Source organism: Paracoccus sp. R12_2 (genome assembly GCF_017744015.1).
Classification (GTDB): domain Bacteria; phylum Pseudomonadota; class Alphaproteobacteria; order Rhodobacterales; family Rhodobacteraceae; genus Paracoccus.
The window spans coordinates 40,205-59,385 of record NZ_JAGHRA010000007.1; the positions used below are offsets into that span (position 1 = coordinate 40,205).

Annotated in this window: 21 protein-coding genes; 3 read left to right on the top strand and 18 right to left on the bottom strand. The window is 61.8% G+C overall.

Annotated features, from left to right (window positions below; all coding sequences use genetic code 11):
* Nucleotides 1-23 precede the first annotated feature (23 nt).
* The 3 genes from J7359_RS10120 to J7359_RS10130 all read right to left on the bottom strand — a co-directional run bounded on the left by J7359_RS10120 (nt 24) and on the right by J7359_RS10130 (nt 2,668).
* Entirely contained in the window at nt 24-1,340 is a 1,317-nt protein-coding gene (locus tag J7359_RS10120; protein ID WP_209056525.1) for a replication-associated recombination protein A, read from the bottom strand.
* Between the two features lie 62 nt (nt 1,341-1,402).
* Entirely contained in the window at nt 1,403-1,993 is a 591-nt protein-coding gene (locus tag J7359_RS10125) for an acyl-homoserine-lactone synthase (protein ID WP_209056526.1), read from the bottom strand.
* Nucleotides 1,994-2,056: 63 nt separating this feature from the next.
* Nucleotides 2,057-2,668: an autoinducer binding domain-containing protein gene (locus tag J7359_RS10130; RefSeq protein ID WP_209056527.1), complete on the bottom strand. Its 612-nt coding sequence runs from the start codon at nt 2,666-2,668 to the stop codon at nt 2,057-2,059.
* Nucleotides 2,669-2,763: 95 nt separating this feature from the next.
* Between J7359_RS10130 and J7359_RS10135 the strand changes: the two genes are divergently transcribed.
* Nucleotides 2,764-2,970 carry a hypothetical protein gene (locus J7359_RS10135; RefSeq protein WP_209056528.1) on the top strand — a complete coding sequence of 69 codons (207 nt, stop codon included), beginning with the start codon at nt 2,764-2,766 and terminating at the stop codon, nt 2,968-2,970.
* A 39-nt stretch (nt 2,971-3,009) separates the two neighbouring features.
* Here J7359_RS10135 and rplQ read toward each other — a convergent pair whose 3' ends face one another.
* The 7 genes from rplQ to rplO form a co-directional block, all read right to left on the bottom strand.
* Nucleotides 3,010-3,426: a 50S ribosomal protein L17 gene (gene rplQ, locus J7359_RS10140; protein ID WP_209056529.1), complete on the bottom strand. Its 417-nt coding sequence runs from the start codon at nt 3,424-3,426 to the stop codon at nt 3,010-3,012.
* Nucleotides 3,427-3,533: 107 nt separating this feature from the next.
* A complete protein-coding gene (locus J7359_RS10145; RefSeq protein WP_209056530.1) occupies nt 3,534-4,550 on the bottom strand; it encodes a DNA-directed RNA polymerase subunit alpha in 1,017 nt (338 codons plus the stop codon).
* Between the two features lie 115 nt (nt 4,551-4,665).
* Nucleotides 4,666-5,055 (bottom strand): 30S ribosomal protein S11, encoded by a 390-nt coding sequence (gene rpsK, locus J7359_RS10150; RefSeq protein WP_089344978.1) that lies wholly within the window; start codon nt 5,053-5,055, stop codon nt 4,666-4,668.
* Between the two features lie 12 nt (nt 5,056-5,067).
* Nucleotides 5,068-5,436 (bottom strand): 30S ribosomal protein S13, encoded by a 369-nt coding sequence (rpsM, locus tag J7359_RS10155; RefSeq protein WP_209056531.1) that lies wholly within the window; start codon nt 5,434-5,436, stop codon nt 5,068-5,070.
* Between the two features lie 213 nt (nt 5,437-5,649).
* Nucleotides 5,650-6,231, bottom strand: a complete 582-nt coding sequence (locus J7359_RS10160) for an adenylate kinase (protein ID WP_209056532.1) — start codon at nt 6,229-6,231, stop codon at nt 5,650-5,652.
* Between the two features lie 40 nt (nt 6,232-6,271).
* The gene (secY, locus tag J7359_RS10165) at nt 6,272-7,642 is read right to left on the bottom strand and encodes a preprotein translocase subunit SecY (RefSeq protein WP_209056533.1); all 1,371 of its coding nucleotides are present in this window, start codon (nt 7,640-7,642) and stop codon (nt 6,272-6,274) included.
* A gap of 109 nt (nt 7,643-7,751) precedes the next feature.
* On the bottom strand, nt 7,752-8,228 hold the full coding sequence (gene rplO / locus J7359_RS10170) for a 50S ribosomal protein L15 (RefSeq protein ID WP_209056534.1): 477 nt from the start codon (nt 8,226-8,228) through the stop codon (nt 7,752-7,754).
* Nucleotides 8,229-8,339: 111 nt separating this feature from the next.
* Here rplO and J7359_RS10175 point away from each other — a divergent pair, with 111 nt between their 5' ends.
* Nucleotides 8,340-8,924 (top strand): DUF4177 domain-containing protein, encoded by a 585-nt coding sequence (locus J7359_RS10175; protein ID WP_348524369.1) that lies wholly within the window; start codon nt 8,340-8,342, stop codon nt 8,922-8,924.
* A gap of 2 nt (nt 8,925-8,926) precedes the next feature.
* On the opposite strand, the gene J7359_RS10180 is transcribed toward J7359_RS10175, so the two are convergent.
* The 4 genes from J7359_RS10180 to recA form a co-directional block, all read right to left on the bottom strand.
* Complete coding sequence (locus J7359_RS10180) at nt 8,927-9,721, bottom strand: class II glutamine amidotransferase (RefSeq protein ID WP_209056535.1); 795 nt, start codon at nt 9,719-9,721, stop codon at nt 8,927-8,929.
* 65 nt (nt 9,722-9,786) lie between these two features.
* Complete coding sequence (locus J7359_RS10185; RefSeq protein WP_209056536.1) at nt 9,787-10,086, bottom strand: DUF1330 domain-containing protein; 300 nt, start codon at nt 10,084-10,086, stop codon at nt 9,787-9,789.
* On the bottom strand, nt 10,083-12,740 hold the full coding sequence (gene alaS / locus J7359_RS10190; protein WP_209056537.1) for an alanine--tRNA ligase: 2,658 nt from the start codon (nt 12,738-12,740) through the stop codon (nt 10,083-10,085). Before alaS ends, J7359_RS10185 begins: the two co-directional genes overlap by 4 nt.
* A gap of 209 nt (nt 12,741-12,949) precedes the next feature.
* Nucleotides 12,950-14,020: a recombinase RecA gene (recA, locus tag J7359_RS10195; protein WP_209056538.1), complete on the bottom strand. Its 1,071-nt coding sequence runs from the start codon at nt 14,018-14,020 to the stop codon at nt 12,950-12,952.
* Nucleotides 14,021-14,260: 240 nt separating this feature from the next.
* On the opposite strand from recA, the gene J7359_RS10200 reads away from it, so the two are divergent.
* Nucleotides 14,261-14,887, top strand: coding sequence for a sulfotransferase family 2 domain-containing protein (locus J7359_RS10200; protein ID WP_209056539.1), 627 nt, complete (start codon nt 14,261-14,263; stop codon nt 14,885-14,887).
* Here the strand turns inward: J7359_RS10200 and J7359_RS10205 are convergent.
* The 4 genes from J7359_RS10205 to J7359_RS10220 form a co-directional block, all read right to left on the bottom strand.
* Nucleotides 14,884-16,983, bottom strand: coding sequence for a PAS domain-containing sensor histidine kinase (locus J7359_RS10205; protein WP_209056540.1), 2,100 nt, complete (start codon nt 16,981-16,983; stop codon nt 14,884-14,886). The genes J7359_RS10200 and J7359_RS10205 overlap by 4 nt on opposite strands.
* Before the next feature lie 83 nt (nt 16,984-17,066).
* Nucleotides 17,067-18,221: an RsmB/NOP family class I SAM-dependent RNA methyltransferase gene (locus J7359_RS10210; protein WP_209056541.1), complete on the bottom strand. Its 1,155-nt coding sequence runs from the start codon at nt 18,219-18,221 to the stop codon at nt 17,067-17,069.
* Between the two features lie 132 nt (nt 18,222-18,353).
* Nucleotides 18,354-18,545 (bottom strand): DUF3008 family protein, encoded by a 192-nt coding sequence (locus tag J7359_RS10215; protein ID WP_209056542.1) that lies wholly within the window; start codon nt 18,543-18,545, stop codon nt 18,354-18,356.
* Nucleotides 18,546-18,596: 51 nt separating this feature from the next.
* Entirely contained in the window at nt 18,597-19,061 is a 465-nt protein-coding gene (locus J7359_RS10220; RefSeq protein WP_209056543.1) for a GatB/YqeY domain-containing protein, read from the bottom strand.
* Between the last annotated feature and the right edge of the window lie 120 nt (nt 19,062-19,181).

Consider the following 19,181-nt stretch of genomic DNA (forward strand, 5'->3'; position numbering starts at 1 on the left):
CTGCGCCGGAACGATGGCGAAAGTCAACCGCCGCGCTTTTTCCTCAGGCCCACGAACCAGTCCAGCCGCTTCTTCAGCTCTCGCTCGAAGCCGCGTTCGACCGGAGTATAGAGAACGGGCCTTTTCATACCGTCGGGAAAATAGTTCTGGCCGCTGAACCCGTCGTCGGCGTCGTGATCATAGGCATAGCCCGAACCGTAGCCCTGGTCCCTCATCATCCGTGTCGGTGCGTTCAGGATATGGGCTGGGGGCATCAGGCTGCCGGTGCGCCGGGCCTCGGCCCGTGCCCCCTTGTATGCGACATAGCCCGCGTTCGATTTCGGAGCGAGCGCAAGATAGATCAACGCCTGTGCCAGCGCCAGTTCACCCTCGGGACTGCCAAGCCGTTCATACAACGACCAGGCGTCAAGACAGTGCCGGGCGGCGGCGGGATCGGCCAGGCCGATATCCTCGACGGCCATCCTGGTGATGCGTCGGGCAAGGTAACGTGGGTCCTCGCCCCCCTCCAGCATTCTGCCGAACCAGTACAGGGCGGCGTCGGGATCACTGCCTCGCACGGATTTATGCAGGGCCGAAATCAGGTTATAATGTTCATCGCCGGACTTGTCGTATTTCGCGGCTCGTCGCATCAACCGCTGCGCCATCGCCTGTTGATCGACAGGTGCTTCCGTCTTCCACGCCGCAACCTGTTCGATCAGGTTCAGCGCCGCGCGACCATCGCCATCCGCCATCTCTAGCAGAGCTTCGCGTGCGTGTGCGGTCAGCGGCAGTTTGCGGCCAAGCTCTTTCTCGGCGCGCTGCGCGAGGCGTTCCAGATCCGCAAGGCTCAGCCTCTGCAGAACGATCACCTGCGCCCGCGACATCAGCGCGGCGTTCAGTTCGAATGACGGGTTCTCGGTCGTGGCGCCGACCAGAAGGATCGTACCGTCTTCCATGTGCGGCAGGAAACTGTCCTGCTGCGCCTTGTTGAAACGATGGATTTCATCGACGAACAGCAATGTGCCGCGACCTTGCTGACGGCGCAGCTTCGCGGCATCGAACACCTTCCGCAACTCGGGGACGCCCGTAAAGATCGCGCTGATCTGGACGAAGGCAAGATCGGTCTCGTCGGCCAGCAGACGGGCGATGGTGGTCTTGCCGACGCCGGGCGGACCCCAGAGGATCAGAGAGGACAGGCTGCCCGCCGCCAGCATCGACCCCAACGGGCCTTCGGGCCCAAGGATATTTTCCTGACCTATCACATCCGTCATGCGCATCGGACGAATGCGATCTGCCAATGGCCTCGGCGACGCCGCGGCACGAGACTCGGGGTTTGGGCTTGTTTCGAATAGATCTGCCATGACGTGGCAATACTAGGCCTGGCGAAGGGGGCGAACCAGCCCCCTTCCAGCACCCTGAAAGATCAGTGCATCTTGCCCGACAAATCGATCGACACGCACTGAAAACTGCCGTCGTCGATCCACATCTCGCGGCCGATCGCATGCGCATCCAGTCCGCAACGCCCATACCAGCGCGGCCAGTTCGCACCGGTCAGCGCGATCAGCTTGGTCGCGCCCAGTTCACGGGCAGAGCCGGTCATCGCTTCGACCATCTTGAAGTGAACCTTGCGGCGATACATCTGAGGAATCGAATGGCTGACGAACACGCGCGAACATTCCCAGGTCTGTTCCTCGACCGGGGCATCGCCATACAGCAGGTCCTGTGGGATCGACCCGCCAAGGATGCCTTTCTGGGCGTCGCGAATCATGTAGCTGTAGATGCCGCAGCGCGCCGTGGTGGGCGTCAGCCGGATCCCGGCCATGACGGCGCCCTTGTCGTGGATCGCGATCCAGCGGCTTTGCGGCGTGTCATACTGGTCGAACTCCATGTCGTCCGCTTCGGGAAGGTCCCAGTTCTTCTGGACGATGAAGCTTTGCTTGCGCGCACGGAACAGGTTGGCGAACAGCTCTCCGTGGTTGTGGAGGTTCGAGAATGAAAGGGTGGTCGTCTGCATTATTACGTACTCCTGGGGTGTGAGGGGACCCCTCACCGCCTCACGGTTCCCCTGGGCGAACGCCTACAACAGACGGTATTCCTTGGCCCTCTGCAGCGCCTCGGCAGTCGTTCTGGCCTTCAGTCTTTCACGAACCGAGATCAGTCGAGCCTTGAACGCGCTTTCGGTAATGCCAAGTTTGGCAGCCGCTGCTGCGTGACGATCGCCCTCCGCGATGCAACGAAGGGCTTCTTTCTGAGCCTTTGTCAGGCTCGCCGGCGGCTCCGTTATATCGTGAAGCCGTCGTACCGTTGTCGAGATATCTGCAATCTCGTCATCCTTGAACTCGCGGTCGTCGCGCGCAAAGCTTGCGATGGTGCGAGAGCTGATCGGTCCGTGAGAGACCGTCAGCCCGAAAATCAGGCCGTGATCGGCGGCATCCTTGAGGATGTTGAACGGATCGGGAATCGGCAGATTCGACCAGCGGCAGGCGCCCGTCGTCGAAAACCCCCATGCGATCGTGGGGTCACGAAGCGCATAGCCGTTCTGGGAATAGAAATCGGCCCATTCCTGAGGATAGGTTTGAAATTGCATCAATGGCGCGGCAAAGCGGATGTGCAGGCCAACAAAATAGCCTGACGGGGCAAATTTGCCCAGTTTCCGCAATCCGGCGTTTATGTCAGCGCGTGAGGACATGACTTTTTAGACAAATTGAGTTCGTTACCGTCAACGTACAAAGTAGTGTTGGAGCAATATAGTTGCTAGTCCGTTAATGATAGCAGGATTATATCGTGGCCCGGCCAGATCCGATGATAACCTTGCCGGACGATTTGCGCCAGCAATTGCTTGATCTGCAACATTGCGGGGCGCTGGATCTTGCCGAGTGTCGTGACGTCGCTGTGGCACTGAAGCACCTGCTATATCGACCCGGCCACCCCATGGATTCTGGCGCATCCAACAAAAACGCCCCGCCACTTCAACAGCAGCAGGGCATCTGATTCGTATGGGCCGCGCCCTTCATGGGCGCCAGGCCAGTATCAATCCTCGGCGACTTCAGCTTCGGTGCGCGCCCGATCCGCTGCGCCCTTGGCCGACGGATCGCGGTCCACCAGTTCGATGATCGCCATGGGGGCCATGTCGCCATAGCGGAAGCCGGCTTTCAGAACGCGGACATATCCGCCCTGGCGGTCCTTGTAGCGGGCGCCCAGCTCGTCGAACAGCTTGGCGACGTGCTGGTCCTGCTTCAACTGCGACGCGGCCTGACGGCGGGCGTGCAGATCGCCACGCTTGGCAAGCGTGATCAGCTTTTCCACGATCGGACGAAGTTCCTTGGCCTTGGGCAGCGTCGTCTTGATCTGCTCGTGCTCGATCAGCGAGCCGGCCATGTTGGCAAACAGCGCCTTGCGGTGCTCGTGGGTACGGTTGAGGCGGCGATAGCCGCGGGCGTGACGCATGATAATCTCCTAGTGCGTGTTTTGCTTTGTCCGGCAGCCCATGCGTGCGGGCCACTCTCCTTGGGGCTTGCGCCCGAATGGGACGGGGGTCGCCCCCCGTCCATTTCTCAGAACTGGTCGTCGAAACGCTTGGCCAGATCCTCGATGTTCTCCGGCGGCCAATCGACCACGTCCATGCCCAGGTGCAGGCCCATGCCCGACAGCACTTCCTTGATCTCGTTCAAGGATTTGCGGCCGAAGTTCGGGGTGCGCAGCATCTCGGCTTCGGTCTTCTGGATCAGATCGCCGATATAGACGATGTTGTCGTTCTTCAGGCAGTTCGCCGAACGGACCGACAGCTCCAGCTCATCGACCTTCTTCAACAGGCGCGGATCGAATTCCAGCCCGTCGTCGCTGTCCTGGCGGCTGGCCGATTCCGGCTCGTCGAAGTTCACGAACACGGAAAGCTGGTCCTGAACGATGCGCGCGGCGTAGGCCACGGCGTCTTCCGGGGTCAACGATCCGTCCGTCTCGATCTTCATTGTCAGCTTGTCATAGTCCAGCACCTGCCCTTCGCGGGTCGGCGTGACCTCATAGCTGACACGCTTCACCGGCGAGAAGATCGCATCGATCGGGATCAGACCGATCGGGGCATCTTCGGGACGGTTCTTGTCCGCGGCGACATAGCCTTTGCCGGTCGCGACGGTCAGTTCCATGTTCAGATCGGCGCCGTCATCCAGATGGCAGATGACATGATCGCGGTTCAGAACCGTGATACCGGCGGTTTCCTGAATGGCGCTGGCCTTGACCTCGCCCGGACCCTTCGCCGCAAGCGTCAGCCTTTTGGGGCCTTCGACATCCATCTTCAGCGTGACGCCCTTGAGGTTCAGCACGATATCGGTGACGTCCTCGCGGACCCCGGCAACGCTGCTGAATTCGTGCAGGACGTTATCGATCTGAACCGAAGTGATCGCGCCGCCCTGCAGCGACGACAGAAGCACCCGGCGCAGCGCGTTGCCAAGCGTCAGGCCAAAGCCCCGCTCCAGCGGCTCGGCGACCAGCGTCGCGGTCCGGGTCGCGTCTGCGCCCGGCTTGACGACCAGCTGTGTCGGCTTGATGAGCTCGGCCCAATTCTTGTGGATCATGGATTTGCCTCCATACTTGTTCCCGGCCCATGACCAAGGTCGGAAACGCCCGAGGTGAAATGCGAAAAGTCCTGCCCGCGCCTCTTGGCGCGGGCAGGGTATTGATAATCCAGGATCAGACGCGGCGACGCTTGGGCGGGCGGCAGCCGTTATGTGCAATCGGGGTCACATCGCGGATTGCCGTGATGTTGAAGCCGACCGCAGCCAATGCGCGCAAGGCCGATTCGCGGCCCGAGCCGGGGCCCTGAACTTCGACTTCCAGCGTCTTCACGCCATGTTCCTGCGCCTTGCGGCCGGCGTCTTCGGCTGCCATCTGTGCGGCGTAGGGCGTCGACTTGCGGCTGCCCTTGAAGCCCATCGTTCCGGCGGACGACCACGAAATCGCGTTGCCCTGAACGTCAGAAATCAGGATCTTGGTATTGTTGAAGCTGGAATTCACATGCGCCACACCGGTGGCGATGTTTTTACGTTCCTTGCGCTTCATACGAGTCTTGTCGCGTGCCATTGTCCGTCCCCCTTACTTCTTCTTGCCGGCGATCGGCTTCGCCGGGCCCTTGCGGGTGCGGGCATTGGTGTGGGTGCGCTGACCGCGGACCGGCAGGCCACGACGATGACGCAGACCACGATACGACCCCAGATCCATCATCCGCTTGATGTTCATCTGGTTCTCGCGGCGCAGATCGCCTTCGACGGTCAGATTGGCGTCGATATACTCACGGATCTGCAGAACTTCGGCATCCGAAAGCTCGTTGATGCGGCGCGCGCGGTCAATGCCGACGGCCTCGCAGATCTGTTCGGCATACATGGAGCCGATGCCATGGATATAGGTCAGTGCGATGGGGACACGTTTCCCCGTCGGAATGTTGACGCCAGCAATACGAGCCACGCGTTATCCTTTTCCAGTTGCGGTTCCGTAGCACCGGAACCTTTTTTCACAACACAAGGCCCGAGGGCCGTGCCTTCGGGCCAGTCTATCGTCCACCCGACATGCGGATGATTCTCTTGCGAGATGCCGTGATCTAAAGGCAGACGCCTGCCCCGTCAAGGGCAGGCGTCGAATTCATCTTGACAAGCCGCAAAGCGGATCAAGGCGACGGTTTCAGTTCCCCAGAACGTCCGCGATCTGGGCGGCCACCTGGTCCATCGACGCCATGCCGTCCACCTGCTGAAGATCGCCTTTGGCATAATAGTAACCAAGAAGCGGCGCGGTCTTCTTGTAGTACTCGCGCAGGCGGTCGGAAAAGACCTCGGGCGTGTCGTCCTTGCGCACAGGCTCGCCGGCAGCGCGCGATTCCTCGGCGCGCTTGACGATGCGGGCAACCAGCGCCTCGTCATCGACCTTCAGCTCGATCGCGGCATCCAGTTTCATGCCCATCTCGGTCAACAGATCGCCCAACGCGTCAGCCTGAGCAAGCGTGCGCGGGAAGCCGTCAAAGATGAAGCCGTTGCCGCCCTCTTCCAGTTTTTCGCGGATCAGGCCGATGACGATTTCATCGGTAACCAGTTCGCCGCGGTCCATGACAGCCGCGACGCGATTGCCCATTTCCGTGCCTGAACTGCGGGCCGCGCGCAGCATGTCGCCCGTCGACAACTGCACCACGCCCCGATCTTCGACCAGTTTCTTGGCCTGCGTTCCTTTGCCGGCACCCGGAGGCCCCAGAAGAATGATATTGATCGTCATGAAAGCCTGTCCCCCTCGGCTGGCTGTTCTTCAGTCAGTCTCAGCGACGCGACGGTGCGCGGCGCGGCTTCGCGGTTCCCGGCTTCCGTTTACCACGCAGCTGGGATTTCTCAATCAGGCCTTCGTATTGATGTGCAAGCAGATGGCTTTGCACCTGGTTGATCGTGTCCATCGTCACCGAAACCACGATCAGGACCGATGTGCCGCCGAAATAGAACGGCACGGACCACTGGTGGCGGATGATTTCAGGCAGCAGGCAGACCCCTGCCAGATAGGCCGAACCGATGACCAGCACACGGTTCACGACGTAATCCAGATATTCTTCGGTCCGCTTGCCCGGACGGATGCCGGGGATGAAACCGCCCTGATTCTTCAGGTTGTCGGCCACGTCATCGGATTTGAACGACACGTTCTGGGTATAGAAATAAGCGAAGAACACGATCATCGCCGCGAAGAACAACAGGTAAAGCGGCTGCCCGGGTCCGAAATATGCCAGGATCGTGGACATGATCGGGCCCGCCTGGTTGCCCGAGAAAGTCGAGATGGTGACCGGCAGCAGCAGCAACGAGCTGGCGAAGATCGCCGGGATCACACCCGCCGGGTTCACCTTGATCGGCAGATGCGACGACTGGCCATCATAGATCTTCATGCCGACCTGACGCCGCGGGTACTGGATGCGCAGCTTGCGCAGCGCGCGTTCCATGAAGACCACGAAGGCGATCACCGCGACCACCATGACGATCACGCCAAGAATCACCGGTGTGGAAATTGCACCCGACCGTCCCTGCGCAAAGAAATTGGCCAGCGCGGCGGGAATCTCGGCGACGATGCCGACGAAGATGATCAGCGAAATGCCGTTACCGATCCCGCGCGCGGTGATCTGTTCACCCAGCCACATCAGGAACATCGTCCCGCCGACCAGCGTGATCACGACCGAGGCCTGGAAGAACAGACCCGGCGTGTGCGCCAGTCCGCCAGCCTCCAGGCTGCGTGCCAGGCCGTAAGCCTGGAACAGCGCCAGCAGCACGGTGCCGTAGCGCGTGTACTGGTTGATCTTCTTGCGGCCCTGCTCGCCCTCTTTCTTCAACTGCTCCAGCGACGGCACCATGGATGCCAGCAACTGGACGATGATCGAGGCCGAAATATAAGGCATGATCCCCAGCGCGAAGACGCCCATCCGCCCCAGCGCGCCGCCGGTGAACATCGACAGGATGCCGCCGATACCCGACTGCGCCTGTTCCATGAAGTTCCGCAGCGCGGCGCCATCGATCCCGGGCACCGGGATATAGGTACCTAGGCGATAGATGATCAGCAGTCCGATCGTGAACCAGATGCGCTGGCGAAGTTCCGTGGCCTTGCCCAATGCCCCCCAAGAGAGGTTAGCGGCCATCTGTTCTGCGGCTGACGCCATGTGAATCCGTCCCGTGTCATGACAGCGCCGCCGACCCGTTTCCGGGGACCGGCGGCGCCTGGAAAACCTGCTTTGCTATCTATGGGGCGCGTGCGCCCCAATCAACAGCTTATTCCGCGGCCGCCGCAGCAGCCGGCAGCGTCACCTTGCCGCCCGCCTTCTCGACCGCCTCGACAGCAGCCTTGGACGCGCCGGTGACGACGATGGTCAGCCCAGCCTTCAGTTCGCCTTTCGCCAGCAGACGCACACCGTCCAGCTTGCGGCGAACGATACCGGCTTCGACCAGCGAATCCTCGGTCACTTCGGCTTTGGGGTCCAGCTTGCCTGCATCCACGAAGGACTGCAGTTGACCCAGGTTGATCACCGCGAAGCTTTTTGCGTTCGGTTTGGTGAAGCCACGCTTGGGCAGGCGGCGATACAGCGGCATCTGGCCGCCTTCGTAGCCACCCAGCGCGACGCCGGAACGCGACTTCTGACCCTTGATACCGCGGCCAGCGGTCTTACCCTTGCCAGAGCCGGGGCCACGCGCAACACGCTTTTTCTTGCGGTTCGCGCCTTCGTTATCGTGAATTTCATGCAGTTTCATGTCGCTTCTCCTTGGCCGGACACATCCTCGAAGCGAGACAGGATGGCCACGGCATTTCTTGGTTTCAACAGTCGATGCCCGATTTCAGGCACCGCGCGCTGATACCGAAGCGTGGCGGTCCGGTCAAGCATCCCATCTGATGCCGAGTGCCGGGCCACACAACCGACGCAGATTTGCCGAACCGAGCGACCCGCACGCACTTTCCTTGTGGCGGCGACTGCTTTATCTGTCATCTCGGATCTCAGGCAGGACAGCACGATGCGCTTCGAATATACCGCCATTCCGGCCCCGACCCGCGGCGAAAAGGCGAAAGACGCGAAGACCCCGACAGACCGGTACGCCCTGGCGGTCGCGGCCGAGCTGAACCGGATGGCATCGGACGGCTGGGAGTATATTCGGGCCGATGTTCTTCCTTCGGAAGAGCGCAGCGGACTGACGGGGCGTGCCACCGTCTATCACAATCTGCTGATTTTCCGCCGCCCACAGACCGCATCGGCCGGCAGCGTCGCGGATATGGAACGCAGGCCGCAGCCGGAATATCCCGCCGCGGCGTCGCCTGCGCCGCAGCCGCGCCCCACCCCGCATCTGCCTGAAGCCGCATCACCTGGCCGCGCGGTTTCATCCGAACCCGCCGATCCCAAGCTGTCGAACAAGGCGGAAAGTGGATCCGACCACAAGGCAGATTTGCAAGGCTGAGGTCACTCAACCTGCGGCGTTTCCTCGATCCGGAAATCGCTGATCTTCACGTCCTGCCCCTCGAAGATGCAGAAGCTGCCCGACGGCACCTCTTGCCAGTCATCCTCATCCGTCTCCAGAGGTTCTGACACCACCGCCCGCCCATTGCGGCTGTCGGACCAGCGATGGAACAACGTGGGCGCATGGTCGTCGCTCGCGCAGCGCAGTGCGAACAGGCGGGTGCCATCCGAAAAGGCGCAGGTGACGCGAACATGCGGTGCCATGCCCCGGCTGTCCGACAGGGCCGACAGGCGCCCGATGGCGCGGCTCATCGCGCCGATCGGGTCGTCGGCCAGACCCTCACCCAGTGCGATCAGAAACAACGCCTCACTGTCGGTCGCGCCCTTGCGGTGTCCATACAGCGCATCGGGTATCAGATAATCGGCGTCGCGACGGAAAGCCTCGTAGCCGCCGAACTGGCCATTATGCATGAAGGACCAGTTTCCGACGGCGAAAGGATGGCAATTGTTGCGGCTGGTCGCGGTGCCGGTCGAGGCGCGGACATGAGCCATGAACAGGCCAGAGCGCACCTGCCCGACCAGACTGCGCAGGTTGCAGTCCGACCAGGCGGGCATCACGTCGCGATACAGGCCCGGCTCGGGCCGTTCGCCATACCACGCCAGCCCGAATCCATCGGCATTGACCGGCGTCGTGCAGCGCGTCGCGCCCTGGCTTTGCCGGATCAGCGAATGCGCCGGGAGGCTGACGATATCTTCAAGGAAGATGGGTTGGCCCACATAGGCGGCCCAACGGCACATGATCCTGCCCCTTCGTGTCATGACGTCTTTGCGGCAGCCCTAGCACGAAAGTCTGAGACGTTCACCTATTCAGATGAGGGCGGGGTTTCCTCGACGATCACAAGGTCGCGCTCGGCCGCGCCCTTGGCATGTTCAAGGGCAGCCTGGTATTCGCTGCTCTCGTAACAGGCAACTGCGGCCTCAAGGCTGGGAAAGCGGGCCACGACATTGCGTGACCGATCGCCGCCTTCCATTTGCCTGTAGCGCCCACCGCGGGCCAGAAAGACGCCACCATGGGCCGCGATGGCAGGGCCGGCCGCTTTCGCATAGCGACCATAGGCCTCGGCATCGGTCACATGGACATGGGCGATCCAAAGTGCGGTCATGCTATCTCTCCGATCAGCTTCTCGACCTCGGCAAACGCGGCATCGGCGGCATCAAGGCTGGGCGCACCGCCCTGTGCGCGGTCGGGGCGGCCACCGCCCCCCTTGCCGCCAAGCGCAACCGTTGCCGCCTGAACCAACGTCACCGCGCTGAGACGTTCCACCAGATCCGGGGTCACGCCCGCCGCGACGGTCGCCTTTCCGTCGGCTTCAGCCAGGACCAGCACGGCACCGCTGCCCAGTTGCGCCTTCATCTCATCGACCAGAGGACCAAGCTCCTTGCCGCCGACACCCTCGACCCTGCGGCCGATGAACTTGACGCCGCCGATCTCTTTCGCCTCGGCCGCTCCGCCACCGCCCATCGCCAACTGACGCTTCAGCTGTGCGACCTCGTTTGCCAGCGCCTTGCGTTCATCCGAAAGCGCGCGCACGCGGTTCACGACATCGCCAGCCTGCGCCTTCAGGATGACCGCAATCTCACCCAACTGACGGTCGGCGCCGCGCAAATACTCCAGCGCCGCCTGCCCGGTCAGCGCCTCGATCCGGCGCACCCCCGCACTCGAGGCGCTGTCGCTCAGCAGGGCAAATGCCCCGATATCGCCGGTGCGCGCGACGTGGGTGCCGCCGCAAAGCTCCAGCGAATAGGTCTGACCGTCGCCGCCCTTGCCCGAATTGGCCTGCTGGCCCATCGAAACGACCCGTACCTCATCGCCGTATTTCTCGCCAAACAGCGCCTGCGCACCGATGGCGCGGGCATCGTCGGGGGTCATGATGCGGGTTTCGACGGGGCTGTTCTGGCGGATATAGTCGTTCACCTCGCCTTCGATCTTCGCCATTTCCTCAGCGCCGACCGCATGGTTGTGGCTGAAGTCAAAGCGCAGCCGATCCGGCGCGTTCAAGCTGCCGCGCTGTGCGACATGTTCGCCAAGCGTGCGCCGCAAAGCCTCGTGCAGCAGGTGCGTGGCCGAATGGTTGGCCCGGATCATGCCGCGACGATCATGGTCCACCGACAGCTGCGCAGCCTGACCGCGGGCCAGCGTTCCCATCGTCACCTCGGCCTCATGTACGAACACGCCCGCGACCTTCTTGGTGTCGGTCACGCGCGCGGCGCCGGTCTCGGTCTTGATCAGACCGCTATCGCCGACCTGACCGCCCGACTCAGCGTAGAACGGCGACTGGTTCACCACGATCTGGATCGAGTCGCCTTCCCGGGCCTCGGCAACCTCGGCACCGTCCTGAACCAGGGCCATGACCTGCCCCTCGGCCTCTTCGGTATCGTAGCCCAGGAATTCGGTCGCGCCATGCTGATCGGCCAGATCATACCAGATCGCGGCGTCCTTCGTCTCGCCGCTGCCGGCCCAGGCCGCTCGTGCCTTGGCCTTCTGTTCGGCCATGGCGCTGTCGAAACCCGCGATATCCACTGCCCTGCCCTGCTCGCGCAGCGCGTCCTGCGTCAGATCCAGCGGGAAACCATAGGTGTCATACAGCTTGAAGGCAGCTTCGCCGGGCAGGTTCGCGCCTTCGGGAAGCTTGCCCAATTCGTCATCCAGCAGGCGCAGACCGCGATCCAGCGTCTGCCGGAAACGGGTTTCCTCGGATCGCAGGGTTTCCTCGATCAGGGCCTGCGCACGATTCAGTTCGGGATAGGCAACGCCCATCTGATGAACCAGCGCGGGAACCAGCCTGTGCATGACAGGATCCTGCGCGCCCAGCATATGGGCATGGCGCATCGCGCGTCGCATGATGCGACGCAGCACATAGCCGCGACCTTCGTTGCTGGGCATCACGCCATCTGCGATCAGGAAACTGGTCGAGCGCAGGTGGTCGGCGATCACGCGATGATGCACCTTGCCGGGTCCATCGGGATCGGCGCTGGTCGCATGCGCGCTCGCCTCGATCAGGCTGCGCATCAGGTCGGTGTCATAGTTGTCGTGCTTGCCCTGCAGCAGCGCGCCGATCCGTTCCAGCCCCATTCCCGTGTCGATCGACTGCATGTCCAACGCGCGCATCGAGCCGTCCTCGAACTGCTCGTTCTGCATGAAGACCAGGTTCCAGATCTCGATGAAGCGGTCGCCGTCCTCGTCGGCAGAACCCGGAGGGCCACCCCAGATATGGTCGCCATGATCGAAGAAGATCTCGGTGCAGGGACCGCAGGGTCCGGTAGGGCCCATCTGCCAGAAATTATCGCTGGTGGGGATGCGAATGATGCGGTCATCCGACAGACCCGCGACCTTCTTCCAGATATCAGCGGCCTCGTCATCGGTGTGATAGACCGTGACCAGCAGCTTGTCTTTCGGAATGCCGAAATCCTTTGTCAGCAATTCCCACGCATAGGGAATCGCCTCGGACTTGAAATAATCGCCGAAGCTGAAATTGCCCAGCATCTCGAAGAACGTATGGTGACGGGCCGTATAGCCCACATTGTCCAGATCGTTGTGCTTGCCGCCCGCGCGGACGCATTTTTGTGCCGTCGTGGCGCGGTTATAGTCGCGCGTCTCGACACCGGTGAACAGGTTCTTGAACTGAACCATCCCGGAATTGGTGAACATCAGCGTGGGATCGTTTCGCGGCACCAGCGGGCTGCTGTCGACCACGCGGTGACCGTTCTTCTCGAAGAAGCCGAGAAAGGTGGATCGGATATCGTTCAGACTGGGCATGAGGGGCCTTCATCGCAAGCATGCTTTCCGGCCACAGCCGGGCTGTCGCCCGGTCTAGCCCCCGCGGGGTTCGCTGTCCAGCGATCCAAGGCGCCGCGCAGTCTGATCGCCATGAAGGAAGTCAGCGCATTGTCTGGCAGGTGAAACTCGCGAAGAAACCTGCCGCGCCGGGTGATACCCCCGGCGCGGCACGAATCGTCAAGTTCGGCTCAGTCTTCGGTCAGCGCCTCTTCCTCGCCGCCAGCGGTGCCGAAATCCAGGCCGTGGCTAGCGCGGATCTTGTCTTCGATCTCGGTGGCGGCGTCGGGATTCTCACGCAGAAACTGCTTGGCGTTCTCGCGTCCCTGCCCGATCCGCTGATCGCCATAGGAATACCAAGCGCCCGACTTTTCAACCACACCAGCCTTGACACCCAGATCGATCAATTCGCCCATCTTGCTGATGCCTTCGCCATACATGATGTCGAATTCGACTTGCCGGAACGGCGGCGCGACCTTGTTCTTGACCACCTTGACGCGGGTCGAGTTGCCGACAACCTCATCGCGGTCCTTGATCGATCCGGTGCGGCGGATATCCAGACGGACCGATGCATAGAATTTCAGCGCGTTCCCACCCGAAGTGGTTTCAGGGTTGCCGAACATCACGCCGATCTTCATGCGGATCTGGTTGATGAAGATCACCATGCAGTTCGACCGGCCGATGCTGGCGGTCAGCTTGCGCATTGCCTGGCTCATCAGGCGCGCCTGCGCACCCACCTGATGATCGCCCATATCGCCTTCGATCTCGGCCTTTGGGGTCAGCGCGGCAACCGAATCGACGACCACCATGTTGACCGCGCCGGAACGGACCAGCGTATCGACGATTTCCAGCGCCTGTTCGCCGGTATCGGGCTGACTGATCAGCAATTCGTCAAGATTGACGCCCAGCTTGCGCGCATATTGCGGATCCAGCGCATGTTCCGCGTCGACGAAGGCACAAACGCCGCCTTTCTTCTGTTCTTCGGCCACCGCATGCAGCGTCAGCGTCGTCTTGCCACTGCTTTCAGGGCCATAGACCTCGATGATGCGTCCCTTGGGCAAACCGCCGATGCCAAGGGCGATGTCCAGCCCTAGCGAGCCGGTCGATGTTGCCTCGATCTCGGTCACCGGGTTGTCCTTGCCCAGCTTCATGATCGAGCCCTTGCCGAACTGACGCTCGATCTGTGCCAGGGCACTGTCCAGCGCCTTCTGCTTGTCCGCGCCGCGTTTGTCATTCATGTCGAAAATGCTCGCCTGTGCCATGTTGTCCTCACCGTTATTTCACAGCCCTCGAAGCGGGGCAATCTGTCGAGCCGTGGGGGATATGTTCACTTCTTGTTCTTGTGTTAACCTTTGCGCGATCTAGCTTTGCTTTTCAAGGCCGAACACCGCCGTTTCGCATAATCTTGCTGCGATTATCCCGCCCAACGCTTAACAAAGCGTTTACAACCGGCATCTCTGTCGTTATCGCGCCCGACGCGACAGCCACAGGACAGTTCGGACATGTTGATCTTCTGGGAAGAACGGCTGGTCTTTCTTGCGACCCCAAAGGCAGGCTCCACCGCGGTCGAGACGGCACTTGAATCCCTTTCCTCCGCAGCGATCCAACGCCCGGCCGTCCTCAAGCACACGAATATTTCCAGCTATCGCAGCCATCTGGCCCCGTGGCTTGACGCACAGACGGGCGATCGCTTCACGACCGTCGCGCTGATGCGCGAGCCGGTGGACTGGCTTCGCAGCTGGTATCGCTTCAAGTTGAGGGACGATCTTGAAGATCCTCTACACCGCATGGAAGGCGTAAGTTTCAGCCGCTTTGTGCGCGACTACATCTCGCCAGGAGGTCGTGCCAGCCTGATGATCGGGACGCAATCCGAGTTCCTGACCGATGACCATGGACATGTCGACCGGATCTTCCGATACGAAGACATGGCTGGATTCGTGGAATTTCTTGAAGATCGCCTGAATTGTGCGATCGAACTTCCGCGTATCAACGTGCCCCCCTCGGTCGATGTGCGTCTTGACCAAGACGAGGAAACTCTGCTGCGCGAATGCCTTCGTGATGACATATCGCTTTACGCGAAGATCGGAAAGGACAACGGCACAGACGAGGCGGCGGCTGGCGATGTTTAATGCAGTGTCGGCGCTCCGGTCCCTGCAAGCTGCGCCTCGACAAGATGGGTCAGTTCCGCAAGCGTGAACGGCTTCGCAAGAAACAGCGAATTCGGGACCGGGGCATGCCCCTCTCCGAAAATGTCCTCGGTATAGCCTGACATGAAGATGACGCGAGTCCCCGGCCTATCCCTAAGCGCCGTGCGGACCCAACTGGGCCCGTCCATGCCGGGCATCACGACGTCTGTCACAAAAACATCGATTGTCAGCCGGCTGTCCGACAGCAGATCCAGTGCATGCTCGGCGTTCGTGGCCTCAAGGACGTCGTAACCCTTGAGCTTCAGGGCACGCGCCGCGAATGCGCGGACAGGCGCCTCATCCTCTACCAGAAGGATCGTAGCCTGTCGTGTCGGCAACGGTGCTGTAGCCTCCGCAGGTGCGGCAGACACAGGGGATATGTGGATCGCAGCATCAGCATGCGCCGGGAAATACAGTGAAAAACAGGTTCCCTGCCCGGTCACGCTATCGCAGAAGATATAACCGCCGGTCTGCTTGACGATGCCATATGCGGTCGACAGGCCAAGCCCCGTCCCCTCGCCGACACGCTTCGTCGTAAAGAAGGGTTCGAACATCTTTGCCTGGTGATCTGGCGATATGCCGCAGCCCTCATCGATCACGCGGACACGAACATAGTCACCGGCGGGCAGCGCGACCCGGTCGCGTCGCAAGGCGTCGGAAAGATGCACATTCTCTGTATCGATCCTGATTTCGCCACCCTCGGGCATTGCGTCGCGGGCATTGACGACGAGATTCATGATAACCTGCTCCAATTGACGCTTGTCGGCCCGGATCGGGCGCAAGGCGGGGTCGTGGTTGATGGTCAGGGCCACGCGCTCACCAACCAGCCTGTTCAGAAGATGGGCCAGGTCGGCCAGCGTGTCGCGCAGGTCCAACGTCTCCAGCTTCAGCGTCTGCTTGCGTGAGAAGGCCAGCAACTGCCCGACAAGAGCGGCGGCGCGGTTGGCGTTCTGGCTGATCTGATCGAGATCAGAGTAATCGGGATGCCCCTTGTCATGGCGCAGCATCAGCAGGTCACAATGTCCGCTGATGGCTGTCAGCAAGTTGTTGAAATCATGTGCAACACCGCCCGCCAACTGACCGATCGCCTGCATCTTCTGACTTTGGACGAACTGCGCCTCCAGCGTCTTCAGCGCACTGGCATCATTCAGCACCGCGATCACCCCGGCCCGAACCGTCGGATCCGGGGCCAGGGTCACCTGAAGATGCACGTCTTCATCCCCGTCATTCCCGCGCAAACGCAACATTTCCGGGCGCCCATCGATGCGCCTCGCACTCGCATCCAAGACCCAGTCCCCGACCGGGCGGCCCGGTCCCTCCAGGACGCTTCCCAGATGAACAGCGCCTTGCGTGGAAGCCTGATCCAGAGAAAGCAGCGCGCGCGCGGCCGCATTCGCACCGCGAATATGCCCCTCTGGTGCAAGGCGCAACAGCGCGACCGGCAACGCCTCGAATTCATCCTGCGCTTCGCCGTCCTCCAGGTCCATTGCAAGTGTCTCATCTTCCAAACCATCGCCTGGCCGGTGATAGGACCACACCTGCAGAGGTGCGTCAGCAGCCCGGCTGAGCGCCAGAACCTCACCTTCGGACAAGTCGATCTCGGCCGAGCCGTGCCGCAACGCGCGCGCCGACAGATCCGCGAGATCGCTTTCCGCGTCCGCGCGCAACCGGGCCACCAGGGTCAGCACATTCTGTCCGGTAATATCATCGAAATCCCGGCATGCAGCCGCGTTCTGAAATAGCACCAACCCGTCCGAATCGCAGATCCACACCGGCTCTGGCGCTGCAGCAACCTCGCCCCTGATCGCCGAGAGGGCGCGCCTGCCGGACAGTTTTCGCCAACCATGTGACAGCGCGATCGCGCCCCCGAGGACGTACCAGGCAACAGCGATGGTCGAAAAAACGATCGCCGCGCGACCCGCGCCACTTCCCGGCAGGATCACAAGCAACAGCGCCCCGACAAGCAATGGCAGCATCAGCAGAGGCAGTGCCGCCAATGCGCTGCGAGGAATACCCGACTGATCGTCCCAATGCGCCATCCGAATCGCTTTCCTGCGGTCTTTCCCGTCAGCTTTAGCGCAACTTCGCTTAACAGCGCGTTAATTCGGATGCCCCCGGCCTATCAGACCTTTCTGCACAGTATGGCAAGGTAGAAGCCGTCCCCCGCATCCAGCGGAGTCCATGATTGCCGATGGACCCGCTGATACCTAGTGTCGCGATCCAGAAACCCGGCGATCTGGTCATCGTTTTCCGCATCGAGAACCGAGCATGTCATATAGGCCAAGTGCCCGCCGGGGCGCACCAGCGTGGCGACCCGATCCAGAATTTCCGACTGGGTTCTGACCAGCGCGGAAAGCGAACCGGGCGTCAGCCGCCATTTCATGTCAGGGCTGCGGCGCCACGTGCCAGACCCGGAACATGGAACATCGGCGACGACCAGATCGAACGGTCCCTGTGGCGTGCTGGAAATATTGACCCGCAGATCCGCACGCGCCGCGCGATCAGGCAGATCCTTCATCCGCTCGGTAGCGGCGTCGTGGGCAACAAGGCGCAACCCGTCCTGCCGCCCACCCAGCGCCAGGGTTTTGCCACCGCCGCCGGCACAGTAATCCAGGACGTGATCGCCCGACCGTAATGGAACCGTGGCACAGGCAAGTTGCGGCGACAGGTCCTGCAACTCGACCAGCCCCTTCAGATAGGCCTCGCTTCTCGCGATCCGGCGCTCACCCTCCAAGACCCGCAGAGCGGTCTGCAGGACACCATGCCGTTCCACATGCACGTCCGCTGCACGCAGCGATCCCATCGCTTCCTCGACGCTTGAACGACGCGGATTGACCCGCAGCCATACAGGTGCGCGGTGACGCATCGCCTCTGCCACCGCTGCCGCATCGGCCCCAAGCGAGGCTTTCCATTGCGGCCACAGCCAGTCTGGAACGTCCAACTCTTGTTCAACGTCGGGCATATGACGACGCTCTTCGTATGTCAGGGACGAAGGCGCATGCCCGACACCTGTAAATACCTCATCGGGATCGCGACCAGACGCGCGCACATGACCCAGCATCAGCCCCCTGCCGCCAGTCGCACTGCCGCCCAACCGGGCCAGACTGTCGCGTCGCCGCAGCGCATCGAAGACAAGGTCTCGAACCGCAGCCCTATCGCCGGATCCCGCGAAACGACTGTTGCGCGACCAGCGCAACAGCGCACGTTCAGCGGGCTCGCCGTCCAGAACATGGTCCAGAATATCGATCGCAGCGGCGATCCTGGCGGCTGGTGTCATTCGGTATCATGTCCTGAGATCGTCACGACAACGTTCCTGCCACATCTGTCCCAATGTGAATAGCTGAACCGAAACGAAGTGTCACCGACCGCTCTGACGGCCCCTGCGCCGGACCCTCGAAGACCTGTGCGGTCAGCGATCATCCTCGACATGGTCCGGCAAGCCGTCCAGGTCGGTAGAGGCGAAATCCTCCAACTCGTCCTCGGTCATGCTGTCATACATCTCGCGGGACGCGCCCTGAAGATCGGCGACCTTGGTCTCGCCGCGTTTTGCCGATAACGCTGCGCCGGCGGCGCGTTGCTGGGCTTTGGATCTTGCTGGCATGAGACACCTCCGACAGGTGAACGTCATCAACCTGCCGAGGGTTTCCACAGATCAGTTCAGCAACCTGTCCTTGACCATCGGACCGACCATACCGAAATCCATCTGACCTGCATGGCGCTGCCGCAGATCGGCCATGACACGCCCCATGTCGCGGATGCTTGAAGCACCCAGATCGCTGATGACGCTGTCGATCGCGGACACGGTTTCTGCCTCGCTTAGCTGTCTTGGCAGAAACTCTTGAATGATCTCGATTTCTTCCTGCTCTTGCGCAGCAAGCTCCAGCCGGCCGCCCTCTTCGTAGGCGCGCACCGATTCTTGACGCTGCTTGACCATCCTGGACATGATCGCGACAAGCTCGGCTTCGGTCATCTCGCCGCCCTCGCCATCCCCGCCGCGCAGGGCGATCTCGCGATCCTTGACCGCCGCGCCGATCAGCCGCAGCGTGGACAGCCTTGTGCTGTCGCGTGACTTCATTGCATCCTTGGTGGCGGCTTGCAGTCTTGCTCGCAGATCCATCAGACAGTCTCCCGGGAATATCCCTTGGGGCGCGCGCTTCTGGCACACGCCGCAAAGCAGGCGATGTAGGCGCAAGGCGCGCGGGAATCAAGCCGCCATGCCGTGCGCGGCGGTCCGGCG

Excerpts from the sequence above, each read along its gene's own strand:
- J7359_RS10120 (WP_209056525.1), bottom strand. The coding sequence starts at position 1,340 with ATGGCAGATCTATTCGAAACAAGCCCAAACCCCGAGTCTCGTGCCGCG.
- recA (WP_209056538.1), bottom strand. The coding sequence starts at position 14,020 with ATGGCACAGGCGAGCATTTTCGACATGAATGACAAACGCGGCGCGGAC.
- J7359_RS10160 (WP_209056532.1), bottom strand. The coding sequence starts at position 6,231 with ATGACGATCAATATCATTCTTCTGGGGCCTCCGGGTGCCGGCAAAGGA.
- J7359_RS10210 (WP_209056541.1), bottom strand. The coding sequence starts at position 18,221 with ATGACACCAGCCGCCAGGATCGCCGCTGCGATCGATATTCTGGACCAT.
- J7359_RS10185 (WP_209056536.1), bottom strand. The coding sequence starts at position 10,086 with ATGACCGCACTTTGGATCGCCCATGTCCATGTGACCGATGCCGAGGCC.
- alaS (WP_209056537.1), bottom strand. The coding sequence starts at position 12,740 with ATGCCCAGTCTGAACGATATCCGATCCACCTTTCTCGGCTTCTTCGAG.
- J7359_RS10180 (WP_209056535.1), bottom strand. The coding sequence starts at position 9,721 with ATGTGCCGTTGGGCCGCCTATGTGGGCCAACCCATCTTCCTTGAAGAT.
- J7359_RS10145 (WP_209056530.1), bottom strand. The coding sequence starts at position 4,550 with ATGATCCACAAGAATTGGGCCGAGCTCATCAAGCCGACACAGCTGGTC.
- rplQ (WP_209056529.1), bottom strand. The coding sequence starts at position 3,426 with ATGCGTCACGCCCGCGGCTATCGCCGCCTCAACCGTACCCACGAGCAC.
- J7359_RS10130 (WP_209056527.1), bottom strand. The coding sequence starts at position 2,668 with ATGTCCTCACGCGCTGACATAAACGCCGGATTGCGGAAACTGGGCAAA.
- rpsK (WP_089344978.1), bottom strand. The coding sequence starts at position 5,055 with ATGGCACGCGACAAGACTCGTATGAAGCGCAAGGAACGTAAAAACATC.
- J7359_RS10200 (WP_209056539.1), top strand. The coding sequence starts at position 14,261 with ATGTTGATCTTCTGGGAAGAACGGCTGGTCTTTCTTGCGACCCCAAAG.
- rplO (WP_209056534.1), bottom strand. The coding sequence starts at position 8,228 with ATGAAACTGCATGAAATTCACGATAACGAAGGCGCGAACCGCAAGAAA.
- secY (WP_209056533.1), bottom strand. The coding sequence starts at position 7,642 with ATGGCGTCAGCCGCAGAACAGATGGCCGCTAACCTCTCTTGGGGGGCA.
- J7359_RS10125 (WP_209056526.1), bottom strand. The coding sequence starts at position 1,993 with ATGCAGACGACCACCCTTTCATTCTCGAACCTCCACAACCACGGAGAG.
- J7359_RS10205 (WP_209056540.1), bottom strand. The coding sequence starts at position 16,983 with ATGGCGCATTGGGACGATCAGTCGGGTATTCCTCGCAGCGCATTGGCG.
- J7359_RS10215 (WP_209056542.1), bottom strand. The coding sequence starts at position 18,545 with ATGCCAGCAAGATCCAAAGCCCAGCAACGCGCCGCCGGCGCAGCGTTA.
- J7359_RS10220 (WP_209056543.1), bottom strand. The coding sequence starts at position 19,061 with ATGGATCTGCGAGCAAGACTGCAAGCCGCCACCAAGGATGCAATGAAG.